Origin of the sequence: Moritella sp. (assembly GCF_013215705.1) — a bacterium.
Lineage (GTDB): Bacteria > Pseudomonadota > Gammaproteobacteria > Enterobacterales > Moritellaceae > Moritella.
In genome coordinates this window covers 23,564-38,865 of sequence record NZ_JABSQR010000026.1, presented here as the reverse complement: position 1 = coordinate 38,865, position 15,302 = coordinate 23,564, and the positions used below count along the sequence as shown (strand labels likewise).

Below are 15,302 nucleotides of genomic sequence, written 5' to 3'. Positions count from 1 at the left end.
AGCAATAATTAAATTATGCTTTTTTCGCTGCTGCTACTGTAGCTGCAACTTCAGCGGCGAAATCATCTTCCGCTTTCTCAATACCTTCACCCACTTCGATGCGGATAAATGTTACAACTTCTGCGCCTTCTTCTTTAAGAAGTTGACCAACAGTTTTTGACGGCTCCATGATGAAAGCTTGACCAGTAAGGCTAACTTCACCAGTGAATTTCTTCATACGGCCAACAACCATTTTCTCAGCGATTTCTTGAGGCTTACCACTGTTTACAGCGATTTCAACTTGGATAGCGCGTTCTTTTTCAACTACAGATGCAGGCACATCTCCAGGTGTAACGAATTCAGGCTTAGCTGCTGCTACGTGCATAGCAATTTTCTTAGCTAATGCTTCATCGCCACCTTTAAGTACAGTAACAACACCGATAGTGCCGCCATGTATGTAAGACGCCATGTTATCACCTTTAACTATAACTGAACGACGAACATTGATGTTCTCGCCAATTTTAGAAATTAGGTTAGCACGCGCTTCTTCAACTGTTAATTCAGCGTCATATTTAGCAGCTAGTAGTGCTTCAGCAGTGTTAAATTCACCCGCGTGAGCAACGTCAACAACTTGGTTAGCAAATGCTAGGAAGCTTACATCTTTTGCTACGAAATCTGTTTCTGAGTTGATTTCAACTAGAACAGCAACGCCGTTAGCAATTTTAGTTTTTACAACGCCTTCAGCAGCAATACGGCCCGCTTTTTTAGCCGCTTTTACAGCGCCTGATTTGCGCATATTTTCGATTGCAAGTTCCATATCGCCTTCAGCTTCAACTAAAGCTTTCTTACAATCCATCATGCCTGCAGCTGTACGTTCGCGCAGTTCTTTAACCATTGCAGCAGTAATTGCCATGGGTAATTTCCTCAATTTCTTATACAAAAAAAAACAGGAGCCATACGGCTCCTGTTAACTAAATAGTGCACTTAGTTAATAAGAGCATCGATTAAATCGAAAAGCTGTATTATTTAGCTTCTTCGATGAAGTCGCTTTCAGCTTGTGCTGCGATGTCTTGATTACGGCCTTCATTTACACATGAAGCTACTGCACCAGCGTAAAGTTTGATAGCACGGATCGCATCATCGTTACCAGGTACAACGAAATCAATGTTGTCTGGGTTTGAGTTAGTATCAACGATAGCAACTACTGGGATACCTAGGTTGTTAGCTTCTTTAATAGCGATGTGCTCATGGTCAGCATCGATTACGAAAAGAACATCAGGTAAACCGCCCATAGTTTTAATACCACCAAGGCTTTTCTCTAGTTTGATCATTTCACGTGTGTTCATTAGAGCTTCTTTCTTAGTAAGTTGCTCGAATGTACCGTCTTGTGCTTGTGCTTCTAGAGTAGTAAGACGTTTGATTGATTGACGAACTGTTTTCCAGTTAGTCAACATTCCGCCTAACCAACGGTGATCAACGTAGAACTGGTCACATGAAAGTGCAGCTTCTTTGATTGTTTCACCAGCAGCTTTTTTAGTACCAACGAAAAGAACTTTACCTTTTTTGTCCGCAACGTTCTTGATAAAAGCAAGTGCGTCGTTGAATAGAGGAACAGTTTGCTCTAGGTTGATGATATGTACTTTACTACGAGCACCGAAGATGTATTGCTTCATCTTAGGGTTCCAGTAACGAGTTTGGTGACCGAAATGAACACCGGCTTGTAGCATATCGCGCATTGATACTGTAGACATTTTAAATTCCTTAAATTTGTATGGGGTTAGGCCTCCACACATCCCATTTTTTCGACCTTTATTTCTAACTAAAAGCGAGCTAAAGCAGGCAATTAACAAACAAAATAAAAGCACCCCGACAAATGTGACGATGTGTGTGTGATTTATATAAATTTATGTGTATGAGATTTAATAAATAACCAGTTACTGACATTTACTAAATTCATTGCGCGCTTTATACCATATTTAGATAAATAGCACAAATTTTGCGGTGCTCTTTTTACCGCAAAATTCGAGATTTAACGTAACACGCATGCTTCATTTTAACGGGTTATAGCAATATTTCTCGTCATAAAATTAATTATGTCTCTGTCTTAAATACCTATAAATAGTAATAACGTGAATAAGCACCCGAGTATCAGAGAAAAATTTATGCTTATCACTCGCATTAGCGTTACAATCATAGCTATAAAACAAAACACCTATATATTGAAGAGTGAAAAATGAGCGTAATCATTAAAACTGAAGATCAAATCGAAAAAATGCGCGTTGCAGGCCGTTTAGCTGCACAGGTACTAGAAATGATAGAACCGTTTGTAGTTGCCGGGGTGACCACTCAGGAGTTAAATGATCGTTGCCATGAATTCACTTTAGCAAACGACGCATTATCAGCACCATTATTTTACCCAAGCTACGATGAAAATGATGATACTGCATTTCCAAAATCGATCTGCACATCAATTAACAGCGTTGTTTGCCATGGTGTACCAAGTGATCGTCCATTAGTCGATGGCGACATTATTAACTTGGATATTACCGTGATCAAAGATGGCCTACATGGCGATACCTCAAAGATGTTTTTAATTGGAGAGGTGTCACCACGTGATAAGCAATTATGCCGCATTTCACAAGAAGCGTTATACGAAGGTTTACGTCAAGTAAAACCGGGTACACGTTTAAGCCGCATTGGCGAGATCATTGAGAAAAAAATCAAGTCTCACAATAAAGCCAACCCAACACGCAAGTATTCCATCGTAGAAGAATATTGTGGTCACGGCATTGGTGAAAAATTCCATGAAGAACCACAAGTATTACATTACAAATCACGCTTCAACGAAAGCAACCAGAACCTAATACTTAAAGAAGGTATGTGCTTCACGATTGAACCGATGATCAATGCGGGTAAAAAGCACAACCACGTTGCCGATGATCACTGGACGGTATTAACCAAAGACAATAAAAATTCAGCACAATGGGAACATACCATCGTTGTCACTAAAGACGGTTGTGAAATTATGACATTACGTGATGAAGAAACAATCCCACGTATCTTGAAGAACTAGTACACGTACCTTAAAACGAGTCGTAAATAAACGCTATTTTTATCATCAGTAAACATGGGAACTGCACCCTGCGGTTCCCATTTTTCTATCGAACTCCAGGAAGGCGTCGCATGGATCCAACTCAATATGTTCCCGCATTACTCTCAGATGAAGAGTTAACACTTAGTCATTGTAAATCACACATGCAAGAATTTCAGTCCTGGCTTGAACAACGCTTCTTTGATGGTGATGATATTATTGCGTTAGTATCTTGCCGTGCAGAATACATGGATCAATTACTCAATCGACTTTGGCAAAAATTCAGCCTCTCGACTCATCCGGCATTAGCACTCGTCGCGGTTGGTGGTTATGGTCGTGGCGAATTGCATCCTAAATCAGACATAGACTTGCTCATCACCACTGCATCCGTCTTAACACCAGAGCAAGAGCAAGCAATATCACTCTTTATCACCATGTTATGGGATCTACGTTTAGAGGTGGGTCATAGCGTACGCACCATTGATGAATGCTTAGAACAAGGGCTAGCGGATATCACGATTGCGACCAACCTCTTAGAGTCGCGCTTGATCACAGGTTCTGAAGACACTTACGCACAATTACAGGATATCATTGATCCTGAGACATTTTGGCCAAGCCAAGATTTTTTCCAAGCCAAACATGAAGAGCAGCTTGCGCGTCATCACCAGTTCAAAGGCTCATCATATAATTTAGAACCTGACCTTAAAAGCAGCCCTGGTGGGTTACGCGATTTACAAACTATTTTGTGGATCACCCGTCGCCATTTCGGTTCGAGCAGTTTCTTAGAATTAACCAATCATGGTTTTTTAACCAAAGGTGAATACCACGAGCTGGAAGGTTGCCAGAATTTCTTATGGCGAGTGCGCTTTGCGCTGCACCTTGGTTTAAAACGCTGTGATAACCGCCTGCTCTTCGACAGACAAACCACGGTCGCTGAAGCACTCGGTTATAGCGGTGAAGGCAATCAGGCTGTTGAAACTATGATGAAGCAGTTCTACCAAACAATTCGTCGCGTTACCGAACTCAATGAAATGCTGTTACAGCTATTTAACCAAGCGATCCTCGGACACGTGGGGATGGATGTGCGTAATATCACCGCGGACTTTCAGCTGCGCGGCAGCTTAATAGATACCACCAGCACCGATCTATTTACCCGTCGTCCCAGAGCGATTATTGAGTTGTTTTATCATATTGCCGATAACGAACATATCACAGGTATTTATGCCGCTACTATACGTGAATTACGCGATGCAAGACGCAAGCTAACGATGTGGTTAGAAGATATTCCCGAATGCCGTGAACAATTTATGCAGCTACTTAAACACCCTAATGCGAGTGGTTTAGCACTTACCTTAATGCATAAGTATGGTGTCATCGCCGCCTATATACCACAGTGGAGTCGCATTCTCGGGCAGATGCAGTTTGATTTATTCCACAACTATACTGTTGATGAACACACTCATCGTTTAGTCAAAATTATTGATTCCTTTAAACGCGACGAAACCAAAGTAACTCACCCATTATGCTGTGAGATATACCCGCGTTTAGAAAAGCCAGAATTATTACTCATCGCGGCTATTTTCCATGATATAGGCAAAGGCCAAAAAGGTAATCACTCCGAAATAGGGGCCATAGACGCACGTGCATTCTGTAAGAAGCACGGGATCAACAAGGCCGACCGAAAAATGGTATCCCGATTGGTCAAATACCATCTATTGATGTCGGTCACCGCGCAACGCCGTGATATTCATGATCCCGAGATCATTACCGAATTTGCCCGAACCATTGGTGATCAAGAACATTTAAACTACCTCTACTGCCTCACTGTTGCGGATATTTGTGCCACTAATGATAGCTTATGGAATAATTGGAAAGGTTCACTGCTGCGTGAATTGTACTTCTTAACGCAGCAAGCTTTGCGTCGCGGCTTAGAAAATCCGCTGGATGCTAAATTCAGGATCCGCAATAATAAAGATACAGCGTTGGCCTTTTTAGAAAACAGCCGCTTTAGTCTCGAGCAGATCCAAGCATTGTGGAACACATTCCGTTCTGAGTACTTTTTGCGTAATGATCCAAGTCAGATCTGTTGGCATACCACAGGTATCCTCAATCATGAGGACCCGACACTTCCTTTGGTGCTAATCAGTCAGAATAGTACCCGCGGTGGTAATGAAGTGTTTATCTATGCCAAAGACAATAAGCATTTGTTCGCTTCGGCTGTATCTACCTTAGGTAATAAAAACTTAAACATTCATGATGCGAAAATCACCTCAAGCCGTAATGGTTATGTACTCGATAGTTTCGTGATCTTGGATCAAACCGGTGATTTCCTCGCCCCGGATCGTGTCTATGCATTGCAAGCAGCATTAGAGGCGGTGTTAAAGATAGGTAAAGCGCCGATATTAAGAAAACAGCGTATTCCACGGCAAATAAAACCGTTCTCAGTAAAAACCCAAGTGACGTTTTTAGCCACCAAGAAAAAACGTACCTTTGTCGAGATCATCACCTTAGATACCCCAGGATTACTGGCCCGGATCAGTGCTATTTTGAGCTCCGAAAATATTGTGCTGCATAATGCCAAAATTTCAACGATTGGTGAACGCGCAGAAGATTTCTTTATTATTTCGGGTCATAACAATCAACCGCTCTCACCAGAACAGCAAGCAGAATTACGCCATAATCTGATCACCGAATTGGCCGATAACTAATTACGCTGAAAATAACAATGACAATTTTCTTTGAAACAACAAAGACAAATGTGATAGAACTAACAGTAATATATAAAAGTCTGGCGTGATGTATGAATATCACGCCCTTATTTTAAATGGAGATTTCTCAGTTATGGCCACTTTCTCACTCGCTTTCGGTAGTGCTACTAAAAATACAACAGGTAAAATTATCGAAGCTTTTTTCCCAAACCCGCTGCTAAACCCAAGTGATAAACTGGTTGCCGATATTAGCGAAGTCGTTAATTATCAAGGGCAGAATAAAGTTATTGAAGTAACGTCAGCACAAGCAGCGCAACTTGCAACGGCATTCACTGCCAATGATGATACCGCGAATGCTAAATTTGCAACGGCAGCAGCAAACAGTAAACAACCGCTAGTGCTTGTTGTGCTTGCAACTGACGAAAAGCCAGCATCTGTGGCAGAAGGTTATCTAAAGCTTCAACTGATTTCACATCGCCTAGTGAAGCCACATGGCACTGTATTAGACGGTATCTTTGGCCTACTGCATAACATTGCATGGACTAACCAAGGTCCGATTGATTTACCTGAACTTGCAGAGCGCCAAATTGCAGCGCGTCTTGCCGGTGAAGTATTAACAGTAAGCTGTGTTGATAAGTTCCCTAAGATGACAGATTACGTGGTACCTAAAGGTGTACGTATTGCTCACACTGCACGTGTACGTTTAGGCGCTCACGTTGGTGAAGGCACAACGATCATGCATGAAGGTTTTGTTAACTTTAATGCTGGCACTGAAGGTGTGAGCATGGTTGAAGGTCGTATCTCAGCTGGTGTGATGGTTGGTAACGGTTCTGACATCGGTGGCGGTGCATCTATCATGGGGACATTAAGTGGCGGTGGCCAATTAGTTATCTCTATGGGTGAAAACTGCTTACTGGGTGCCAACGCTGGTTTAGGTATTCCACTGGGTAACCGTTGTACTATCGAGTCTGGTCTATACATTACTGCAGGTTCTAAAGTACAAATATTAGATGCAAGTAATCAAGCCGTCGAAATTGTAAAAGCACGTGATTTGGCGGGTAAAGATGACTTGTTATTCCGTCGCAATTCAATCTCAGGCACGATTGAATGTTTAACCAATAAATCAGCGGTTGAACTAAACGCAGAACTACACTCAAACAACTAGTTTTTTTATATAATAGCGATTATTTTTGTGTAAATAACTATCCGCTTTATATAAATTGTTAGCCCAGTAATGCTGGGCTTTTTTGTCCCTGAAAATCGTGCTGATGCATGACATGAGTCGAATAGCTTGGTGAACGGTATACATCATTTGTTGCATCAGGTTTACATCACTGCAATTTATTTTCCACTCTCTTACACAATAAAGGTGGCTACCTTGCCGTTTAGTTCGCTCGCTTGATGATTGAGTTGTTGCGATTGAACTAGATTTTGGCTGGCACCTAACGCTAACGTATCGGTCACATCTTTAATTGAAATAACATTCTGTGAAATTTCACTAGTGACCTGCGTCTGCTCTTCAGCAGCGGTGGCAATCTGAGTCGCCATATCACTGATTAATAACACCGACTTATTAATTTCTTCCAATGCATGGGCAGCTTGATCTGCATCGGTTACTGAGCAAACAGCCAATTTCGAACTGCTGTCCATGAGATTAACCGCTTTTGCCGTCGTCAATTGTAAAGTATCAATCGTTGCTTTAATTTCTTCTGTAGATAAGTGTGTTCGTTGTGATAGCACACGAACTTCATCCGCTACAACAGCAAAGCCACGTCCTTTCTCACCAGCTCGAGCCGCTTCAATGGCAGCATTCAGTGCCAATAAGTTGGTTTGTTCTGCAATCCCCTGGATGGTCGCGAGTATGGTTGATATGTCCTGAGCATGCTGGCTTAAGTCAGCAATCACTTTCGACGCTTCAGACACTTCAGAGGCCAAATTATTGATTGAATTTTTTGAGTTTAATACCAACTGGCGTCCTTCGTGGGTACTGCCTGTCGAATCTTGTGCCGCTCTGGCAGTCTGTTCTGCATGCGAAGCAATTTCCTGAGTTGCAGAAGCCATTTCAGTCACAGCCGTCGCCACCATTTCAATTTCTTGCTGTTGATGGTTAAGATCACTCGCAGATTGATTAGCCTGACGCTCGCCTTCGATGGATTCCGTTATTAACGTCTCCGATTGAGTACGAATGTGCTGGATTAATTGTTGTTGACTACCTACAAACATATTAAAATTATTGGCTAAATCACCCACTTCATCGTTGGCATAGATCTCAATGCGCTGGGTAAGATCACCTCCACCTTGCGCAATCAAAGCCAGCGCATCAGATACGCTTCGCAGCGGTTGAAATAACATACCGCACAACAGATTGAATAAAAAGGTACAAACGACAACAACAACAAGCGTGGCAATTGCTTGGCTCCATATTGCGGCGTACAAAGGTGCTACAGCGGAATTGTAATCAACGACCATAATAATAAATAAATCATTATTTTTAATCGATTCGGCATAAACGATGGTGTCTTTGCCATTAACCTTTATTTTTTCAACATGGGGAGCACGTAATATTTTCTGGATCTCAGCAAAATCCAGACCTAACGAAGCAATGTTTTTATTCAATAAATTAATATCTTGGTGAGCAAAAATAGTACCTTGCTGATTACCAATAAACATATAACCATCACCAGGTAATATGACGGCTTTCATGCTCTGTAAAATATCATTAATTTCCACATCAGCCCCAATCACGACGGGTTGTCCTTGCAACTGATGTAAATTACCTAAAGAGACCACATTGGCTCCGGTAGCCGCCGCAACCGTTGGATTATCCATAAACACTTTGGAAGGATCCGCTTTAGCATTAATGTACCAGCCCCATTTGCGAGGATCATCATTGCCTGCCGGTAGTATGATCCCATTGGCATTCTTTTGACTGCCATCTGGAAATGCAGCAAATACATTATCAAACTCTCCCGAACGCGCCATTTGTTGCAAATATTTCTCAAGCGTTTCCGGCGCTATATCATCAGACAACGAACTTAAAATGACGCCTTTCGATTCAATCCAATCGGCAACGTATTGATTATATGAAGCTGAAGAGCCTTTTAATCGCTCTTCAATTTCAACATCTAAACGTTGTAACGAAGACCAAAATGATACTGAAGCGACCAGTATTCCGCCCAATATAATGGCCAGACTAGCTGATAGTGCGAGTTTATTTTTGAGTGACATATTTTTTAACATGAAACACCTTTTAATGGATAATGCATGATGACCAGATCTATCTCAGAGTCGGTTAAGTTGTATCTTTCAAGGATGGTAAAATACAGAACAGAAGGAATACAGAGTCACAGAGAAAAAAATGGCATAATTATTGATGCCATTTTCGTCTCAGCAGCCTAGAACAGGCTGAATGTTTAGTTATAGCGTATTGATATAGTGTTCCATATCCGTACGTAGGTTATCAGACTTAGTGCCGAAGATAGCCTGTACACCGGAACCAACAACGACAACAGCTTTTGCACCTAGTGCTTTCAGCTTCTCGTTGTCTACCTTGTCAATCGAGTTAACACTAATACGTAAGCGCGTGATACAGGCGTCTAAGTTAGTAATGTTATCTTTACCACCGAATGCAGCAACCAGTTCCGCCGCCATTGCATCAGTAGATACAGGCGCAGCAGCAACTTCTTCACTTTCATCTTCACGACCGGGTGTTTTAAGGTCTAACAGCTTAATCACGACGCGGAATACAACGTAGTAGACAACCGCATAAATCATACCGATACCAATAAGTAATGGCATTTTTTGAGCGTGTGGGGCTTGAACAATGAAGTCAATGAAACCATTCGAGAACGTATGGCCATGAATAATGCCCATTGAGTTCGTAATTACATAAGCTAAACCAGCAAGTAAAGCGTGAATAACATAAAGTACAGGCGCAACAAATAGGAATGCAAATTCAATTGGTTCAGTAATACCCGTTAAGAATGATGTCAATGCAGCAGATGCCATGATACCTAATACTTTAGCGCGATTTTCAGGTTTAGCTGAATGTGCAATGGCGATAGCAGCAGCAGGAAGACCAAACATTTTGAATAAGTAACCACCAGCAAGTTGACCGAAACCATTACCTGCAGCACGTGATGCATCATCAGCAGTTAGGAAACAAGTCATGATGCCATGAACCACTTCACCTGCATTGTTACTACAAGTACCAGCTTCATAGAAGAATGGTACATTCCAAATATGGTGAAGACCAAATGGGATAAGTGCACGTTCAACTACACCGTAAATACCAAATGCCACAGTTGGATTTTGGTGCGCAGCCCAATCAGAGAAAGTAGCGATAACTGAACCAATTGGAGGCCAAACAACAGAAAGTAATGCACCAAGGGCAATCGAGCAGAAACCAGTGATAATCGGCACTGCACGTTTACCAGCAAAGAAACCTAGGTATTCAGGCAATTGAATACGATAAAATTTATTAAATGCCCAACCCGCTAAGCCACCAGCAAGGATACCACCAAGTACACCAGTATCAATTTTATCGACGCCCATAACGCCAGCCATAACACTTAGCGTTGCCGTCATAATACCGTAACCAACAATGGCAGAAAGGCCCGCAACACCGTCATTTTTAGTGAAACCTAAGGCCACACCGACAGCGAATAGTAGAGCCATTTGGCCAAACACTGAACCACCGGCCTGTTCCATTAATTGTGAAACGACTTCAGGTAAAAAACTGAAATTAGCGGCACCAACACCTAATAAAATACCAGCAACCGGTAACACCGATACGGGTAACATTAATGACTTACCTACTTTCTGTAGATTTGCAAATGCGTTACTCATCTCTCACTCCTAATAGTGAACAAACTAAATGGTACTGCAACAGCGACCTGATACAGTTGAAATTTGTTGAGGATGCATGGTTAGCTTCCTTTGTTGCGTTAACTATAGCCTGCTAAAAACAATACTCATAACAATTAGCGGATCGGCTGTTTAGATTTGAATAGCCACTCACAATGGTACAAAACGGTACAATTGGAGCAACTTTTTAATGCCGGAGTCAGTACATAAACAACCAAGGTGATTGCATAGGCGTTTTTTGTTTTAGGAAATGTACCGCAAAGCGGATATTTAGCCAATAACACAGTAAAACGATAGGGATTGGCGTGTTAGCGCAGATTTATGAAATAAAATACAACCAACAACCATAACAGCTTTACCGATAAACTTACGTAACGAAGTGTAACCTAAGTTTATCGGTACGTTAACAGCCTAACAACGCGCTATTCTACGGGTGTTTTCGGGTGATAGTCACTTTCTTGTGCAGGCCAGCCAAATTGCTCGAATAACCCTAATACTTCGTCACCAACAGCGGCTTCAATATGCACTGGTTGGGCAGTTACCGGATGGATAAAAGATAATGATTTTGCAATTAGTAACAGACGTGGCAATTCAAAGTGCTCACGATAAAACACATTATGACGGCCATCACCATGGGTAGTATCGCCCACAATAGGGTGGAATAAATGCTTCATGTGACGACGCAATTGATGCTTACGACCGGTTTGTGGCTCAAGCTCCATTAAACAATAACGACTCGTCGGGTGATTTTTACTTATCGCATACGGAATTTCAACCTGATGCAAGGGTTTATAATGCGTTACCGCTTCTTGCGCGTCCTTATCTTGCGTGGCTTGTTTATCGGCAATCTTATCCAGCTCTATTTTTAAGGCGTAATCTAACGTCCCCGCCTCATTGATCCAACCACGCACCACCGCAAGGTAACGTTTGGTTAACGCATGCGCCTGAAATATCTCGCTCATCTGCCTTGCTACTTCGCTTGATAATGCAAATAACAACACGCCTGATGTGGGTCTATCTAAACGATGCACAGTATAAACATGCTGACCAATCTGATCACGCACCATCTGCATAGCAAACTGCGTTTCATGACTATCTAACCAACTGCGATGCACCAACAAACCCGCCGGTTTATCAATCGCCACCAAGTATTCATCTTGATATAAAATATCTAACATTATGCTTTATTACCTAACTAGCTGTATTTAACTATTTTTATTTAACAACTGATCAAACGATAAGATCAGGCTTAACAATTTACGGGTATCCGCGGTCTGTGGTTTGAAGGCTTCTTCCGCCATTGGCTGTATCGCCATATTCTCAGGCAAAGGCATTTGCATCGCTACCAGCTTGCTCATTTTCACTAAAAACACAAATTGCAACCAATCTGCAAAAGCCATAGTATCAATACAAAATGGCGTGGTACTCGCAAGCGCGTCTGTACTTGGCGGAACCTTATTCCACAATGACGTATTTTTTAATTCAGCTTCAATCGCCGCTAATAACTGCTGGACCTGCAGATAGATCGTCATACTATTATCTCATGAAACAAATTTAGCAGCATTATACGCCAGCAGCGACCAGATACAAAAGCGCATCGTAATCTCATTCGCATCTTGATAAGGTTTGCGTATAATACGCCAATACTTAGGCCCCACTTTTAACTCGGATACATTAGATCATGGCAAATACGCATACCCTCAATACGCTATCGGAATTTCTGTTACAAGCAAAGACTCAGTTTCGCGTATATGACATGGGCCGTAAGATCAGCAAAATTTCTACCGACGACTTTATGCAATTTGAATCGGCACAGCAAGCTTACCCTGCGCCACTGCAACGCCATGCTCAATTTGCCATTACCTTCTGGAACAAAAACGAACATAATCAGCACTACATCTGGTTTCTTAAGTTCCCACTTGATGAGCAAGGTCTACTCATCCAAGGGACGCGTAATGTCTTCCTTAACATGGTAGTTGAATCGCTTGGTCTGATGTTAGAAAAGACCCCAAGTGAAGAACAGCAAGAACAACTCGCAACAAATCCGTATGTATTTAAACCAAGCACAGATAAAGTGGCGATGTTAAATGCCGTTATCAACCGTGATTTCATTCGCCCAGAAAGTAAATACTATCCAACGGCGCATAACTACTTTGCCAATAAGCTTGGATTTGAGCAGTGGCAAGAAGTGGGTGTACAAGGTATTTGCGATATCGCTGCGCGCTTAGATCGTGATAATAATACGCAGCACGTCGCCGCTGCATTACCAAAATTACCCACAGAGCCATTATATTCACTTTGCCTGGCACTTGAGCACGAAGCCCTGCCAACGGTAATAAGTGAAGCAATCGCAACATTAATTAGTCAAGAAGCCGCATTAGCGACACCAAATGATGTACGCCTATCTATGCTAATCCGTGCATTATCAAGCGCACCGGCACAGGGACTACGCACAGACCTTTACCCTGCGTTATTTAAACATAACGATATTAGCCAAACGATTGTCGCATTAGCTGGTCGCTGCTGGCATGATCTTGATGACGAAGCACGACTATTGGCATTCTTTGAAGCGGCGGTACAACAACAGCAAGGTCAAGAACTGTTTATTTATCTGTTCTCCGACTTAATTGCAATACCAAGTCTACGTAATAAAGTGTTAGCCATGTTGCGTAATCCAAACCGCACCAATACCCTTGGCAGCGCAATTGGCCTACTGTTTCGCCAGCAACGTAGCTAAGCGTTTTCGTCAACAACGCAGCTAAGCATAACCAGCACTGCTGGCAAAGCATCAATAATAAAACAGCTATCACGGAGTGATTAAAATATGGGCAGTTTGTTAGTCATCGTCGTTGGGTTTATCGGGGTTGTGATCTTTTCACACCTGCGTAAACAAGCAGAATTAGCCAATGCGCTGATCAAGCAATATTGCCAACAGCAACAACTACAATGGTTATCAACGGCACAAGCCGGTATTTCTTGGTATCCGCACAAAGGCAGTTTATTTCGTTATAAATTTAATTTCGAGTTTAGTAGCAATGGTGAAAATGCTTATCAAGCTTGCCTTGTGATGGCCGGACCAACTGTCTTAGAGTTTATCGTCCCGCCTTATGCAATAGATTAACCGTGATAAACTAACGTTGTTGCTCATCTCTGGCTATACTGAAAAAAAACACTGGAGCCAGATGATGCTGTTAGCCACGCAAACCTTAGAACTGTTATTTGCGCAACTTGGGTTAGATAATGATGAATTAAGCATGAAACGCTTTATTAGTCAGCATAAACTCGACGCGGGCGTATTACTATTTGAAGCCCCGTTTTGGAACAACTCTCAAGCGATGTTTCTCAAAGAATCAATTTACGAAGATGCCGACTGGGCAGAAGTCATTGACCACCTTGATGCCATGCTGCGTTGATAGCCTGACATATAGCTGTCACCGATGAAAACCAGAATTACAACGACTAGGATACTAAGGAAGAAATACCATGAGCCTACAACATATTGTCGATGCCGCAAACCAACTGGCTCTCGAAGGCAAGAAGCCCTCAATGGCACTGATTAAATCACGACTCGTACAACCAGCAACTATGCGCGATATTATTGAGACTCTGAAAAAATGGCGTTTTGATCCGAATGCAATCGTGCCACCAAAAAATACACCTACAACCACCAGCACAGATGTAGCAAACCCAACCGCAGTGCTTATTACGACCGCTATCGCATCAGTACGCGAAGAGATTGCACCACTACGTCAAGAAATGAACGAACTAAAAGCCGAAATAGCCGCATTAAAAAAAGCATTATTAACACAATAACTGGCACAGAGAGACTACCTTGTTTACTGCAGAACTGACTTTTGAATGTTACCAAGACACCACCATTGAAGCTGTTGATGGCGCCATAACCCAACTTATTGATGCCTTACGTTACAACGGCCAAATATTAGGTCGTGAATTTCCAACCAGTATCGATGACGGCGTCTTTATTACCCGTGTTGTTTGTCCCGAAGAAGAAAGTTTACATCCAAGGCATCATTCAAGTATTGTTGAAAAATGCTTACAGACCTTGAGTGAGGCCGGTTTACTCGCGCCTAAAATCCGCCTGACAGGCATGGATTTACATTCAGATAATACCGACCCTTGTCAACAGCCTGAATGGCAAGTACTGTACACCCATTACCTAAGCACTTGCTCACCTTTGCGTTGCGGTGAACATCTTGCGCCGATCCCACTGTACAAATTGCCAACACCGAAAGCAAACGATCATCAAGCGCTGTTACGCTGGCAAGTGGATTGGAGCTCGACGGATGAATTACAAATGCACGGCACGACGCTACAACAAGCATGTAGCGACGTATTAACGGATATAAACAGCCCGTTAAATAATACCGGCTGGCAATTGGCGAAAGATATTGAACAACAAACCAATACACCCACCTATTATTATCTTTATCATTTAGCTGATGCGGCTAAACAAACAGATGAAACAGAACAACGCTGTTGCCCAAGTTGTAATGGCGAATGGAAACTAACAACACCATTACACGGTATCTTTGATTTTAAATGCGACCCTTGCCGCTTATTATCCAACTTACCTTGGTAGTATGCTGCATGTAGTCACAATGAGACGTTAGCAATAACAGTCACTGTAGACTGACAGT

Annotated in this window: 14 protein-coding genes; 8 read left to right on the top strand and 6 right to left on the bottom strand. The window is 42.2% G+C overall.

Annotated features, from left to right (window positions below; genetic code table 11):
* Positions 1-13: 13 nt before the first annotated feature.
* Positions 14-892, bottom strand: a complete 879-nt coding sequence (gene tsf, locus HRT96_RS16330; protein WP_293158863.1) for a translation elongation factor Ts — start codon at positions 890-892, stop codon at positions 14-16.
* A gap of 109 nt (positions 893-1,001) precedes the next feature.
* The gene (gene rpsB / locus HRT96_RS16325) at positions 1,002-1,730 is read right to left on the bottom strand and encodes a 30S ribosomal protein S2 (protein ID WP_293158862.1); all 729 of its coding nucleotides are present in this window, start codon (positions 1,728-1,730) and stop codon (positions 1,002-1,004) included.
* Between the two features lie 482 nt (positions 1,731-2,212).
* Between rpsB and map the strand changes: the two genes are divergently transcribed.
* The 3 genes from map (at position 2,213) to dapD (ending at position 6,943) form a co-directional block, all read left to right on the top strand.
* Positions 2,213-3,052, top strand: coding sequence for a type I methionyl aminopeptidase (map, locus tag HRT96_RS16320; protein WP_293158860.1), 840 nt, complete (start codon positions 2,213-2,215; stop codon positions 3,050-3,052).
* A gap of 110 nt (positions 3,053-3,162) precedes the next feature.
* Positions 3,163-5,778 (top strand): bifunctional uridylyltransferase/uridylyl-removing protein GlnD, encoded by a 2,616-nt coding sequence (gene glnD, locus HRT96_RS16315; protein ID WP_293158858.1) that lies wholly within the window; start codon positions 3,163-3,165, stop codon positions 5,776-5,778.
* Positions 5,779-5,911: 133 nt separating this feature from the next.
* Positions 5,912-6,943: a 2,3,4,5-tetrahydropyridine-2,6-dicarboxylate N-succinyltransferase gene (gene dapD, locus HRT96_RS16310; RefSeq protein WP_293158856.1), complete on the top strand. Its 1,032-nt coding sequence runs from the start codon at positions 5,912-5,914 to the stop codon at positions 6,941-6,943.
* A 191-nt stretch (positions 6,944-7,134) separates the two neighbouring features.
* On the opposite strand, the gene HRT96_RS16305 is transcribed toward dapD, so the two are convergent.
* The 4 genes from HRT96_RS16305 to HRT96_RS16290 form a co-directional block, all read right to left on the bottom strand.
* Positions 7,135-9,018, bottom strand: a complete 1,884-nt coding sequence (locus tag HRT96_RS16305; RefSeq protein ID WP_293158855.1) for a methyl-accepting chemotaxis protein — start codon at positions 9,016-9,018, stop codon at positions 7,135-7,137.
* Positions 9,019-9,195: 177 nt separating this feature from the next.
* Positions 9,196-10,626 carry a PTS glucose transporter subunit IIBC gene (ptsG, locus tag HRT96_RS16300; RefSeq protein WP_293158853.1) on the bottom strand — a complete coding sequence of 477 codons (1,431 nt, stop codon included), beginning with the start codon at positions 10,624-10,626 and terminating at the stop codon, positions 9,196-9,198.
* A gap of 440 nt (positions 10,627-11,066) precedes the next feature.
* Entirely contained in the window at positions 11,067-11,822 is a 756-nt protein-coding gene (gene truC / locus HRT96_RS16295) for a tRNA pseudouridine(65) synthase TruC (RefSeq protein ID WP_293158851.1), read from the bottom strand.
* A 27-nt stretch (positions 11,823-11,849) separates the two neighbouring features.
* Positions 11,850-12,176: a YqcC family protein gene (locus HRT96_RS16290; protein ID WP_293158849.1), complete on the bottom strand. Its 327-nt coding sequence runs from the start codon at positions 12,174-12,176 to the stop codon at positions 11,850-11,852.
* Positions 12,177-12,325: 149 nt separating this feature from the next.
* On the opposite strand from HRT96_RS16290, the gene HRT96_RS16285 reads away from it, so the two are divergent.
* The 5 genes from HRT96_RS16285 to HRT96_RS16265 all read left to right on the top strand — a co-directional run bounded on the left by HRT96_RS16285 (position 12,326) and on the right by HRT96_RS16265 (position 15,244).
* Positions 12,326-13,381, top strand: coding sequence for a DUF3549 family protein (locus HRT96_RS16285; protein WP_293158847.1), 1,056 nt, complete (start codon positions 12,326-12,328; stop codon positions 13,379-13,381).
* Positions 13,382-13,468: 87 nt separating this feature from the next.
* Positions 13,469-13,765, top strand: a complete 297-nt coding sequence (locus HRT96_RS16280; RefSeq protein ID WP_293158845.1) for a DUF3301 domain-containing protein — start codon at positions 13,469-13,471, stop codon at positions 13,763-13,765.
* A gap of 64 nt (positions 13,766-13,829) precedes the next feature.
* Positions 13,830-14,057 (top strand): DUF2789 domain-containing protein, encoded by a 228-nt coding sequence (locus HRT96_RS16275; RefSeq protein ID WP_043993550.1) that lies wholly within the window; start codon positions 13,830-13,832, stop codon positions 14,055-14,057.
* Between the two features lie 70 nt (positions 14,058-14,127).
* Positions 14,128-14,457 (top strand): hypothetical protein, encoded by a 330-nt coding sequence (locus HRT96_RS16270; protein ID WP_293158843.1) that lies wholly within the window; start codon positions 14,128-14,130, stop codon positions 14,455-14,457.
* A 19-nt stretch (positions 14,458-14,476) separates the two neighbouring features.
* Positions 14,477-15,244, top strand: a complete 768-nt coding sequence (locus HRT96_RS16265; protein WP_293158841.1) for a Zn-ribbon-containing protein — start codon at positions 14,477-14,479, stop codon at positions 15,242-15,244.
* The last annotated feature ends 58 nt before the right edge of the window (positions 15,245-15,302 follow it).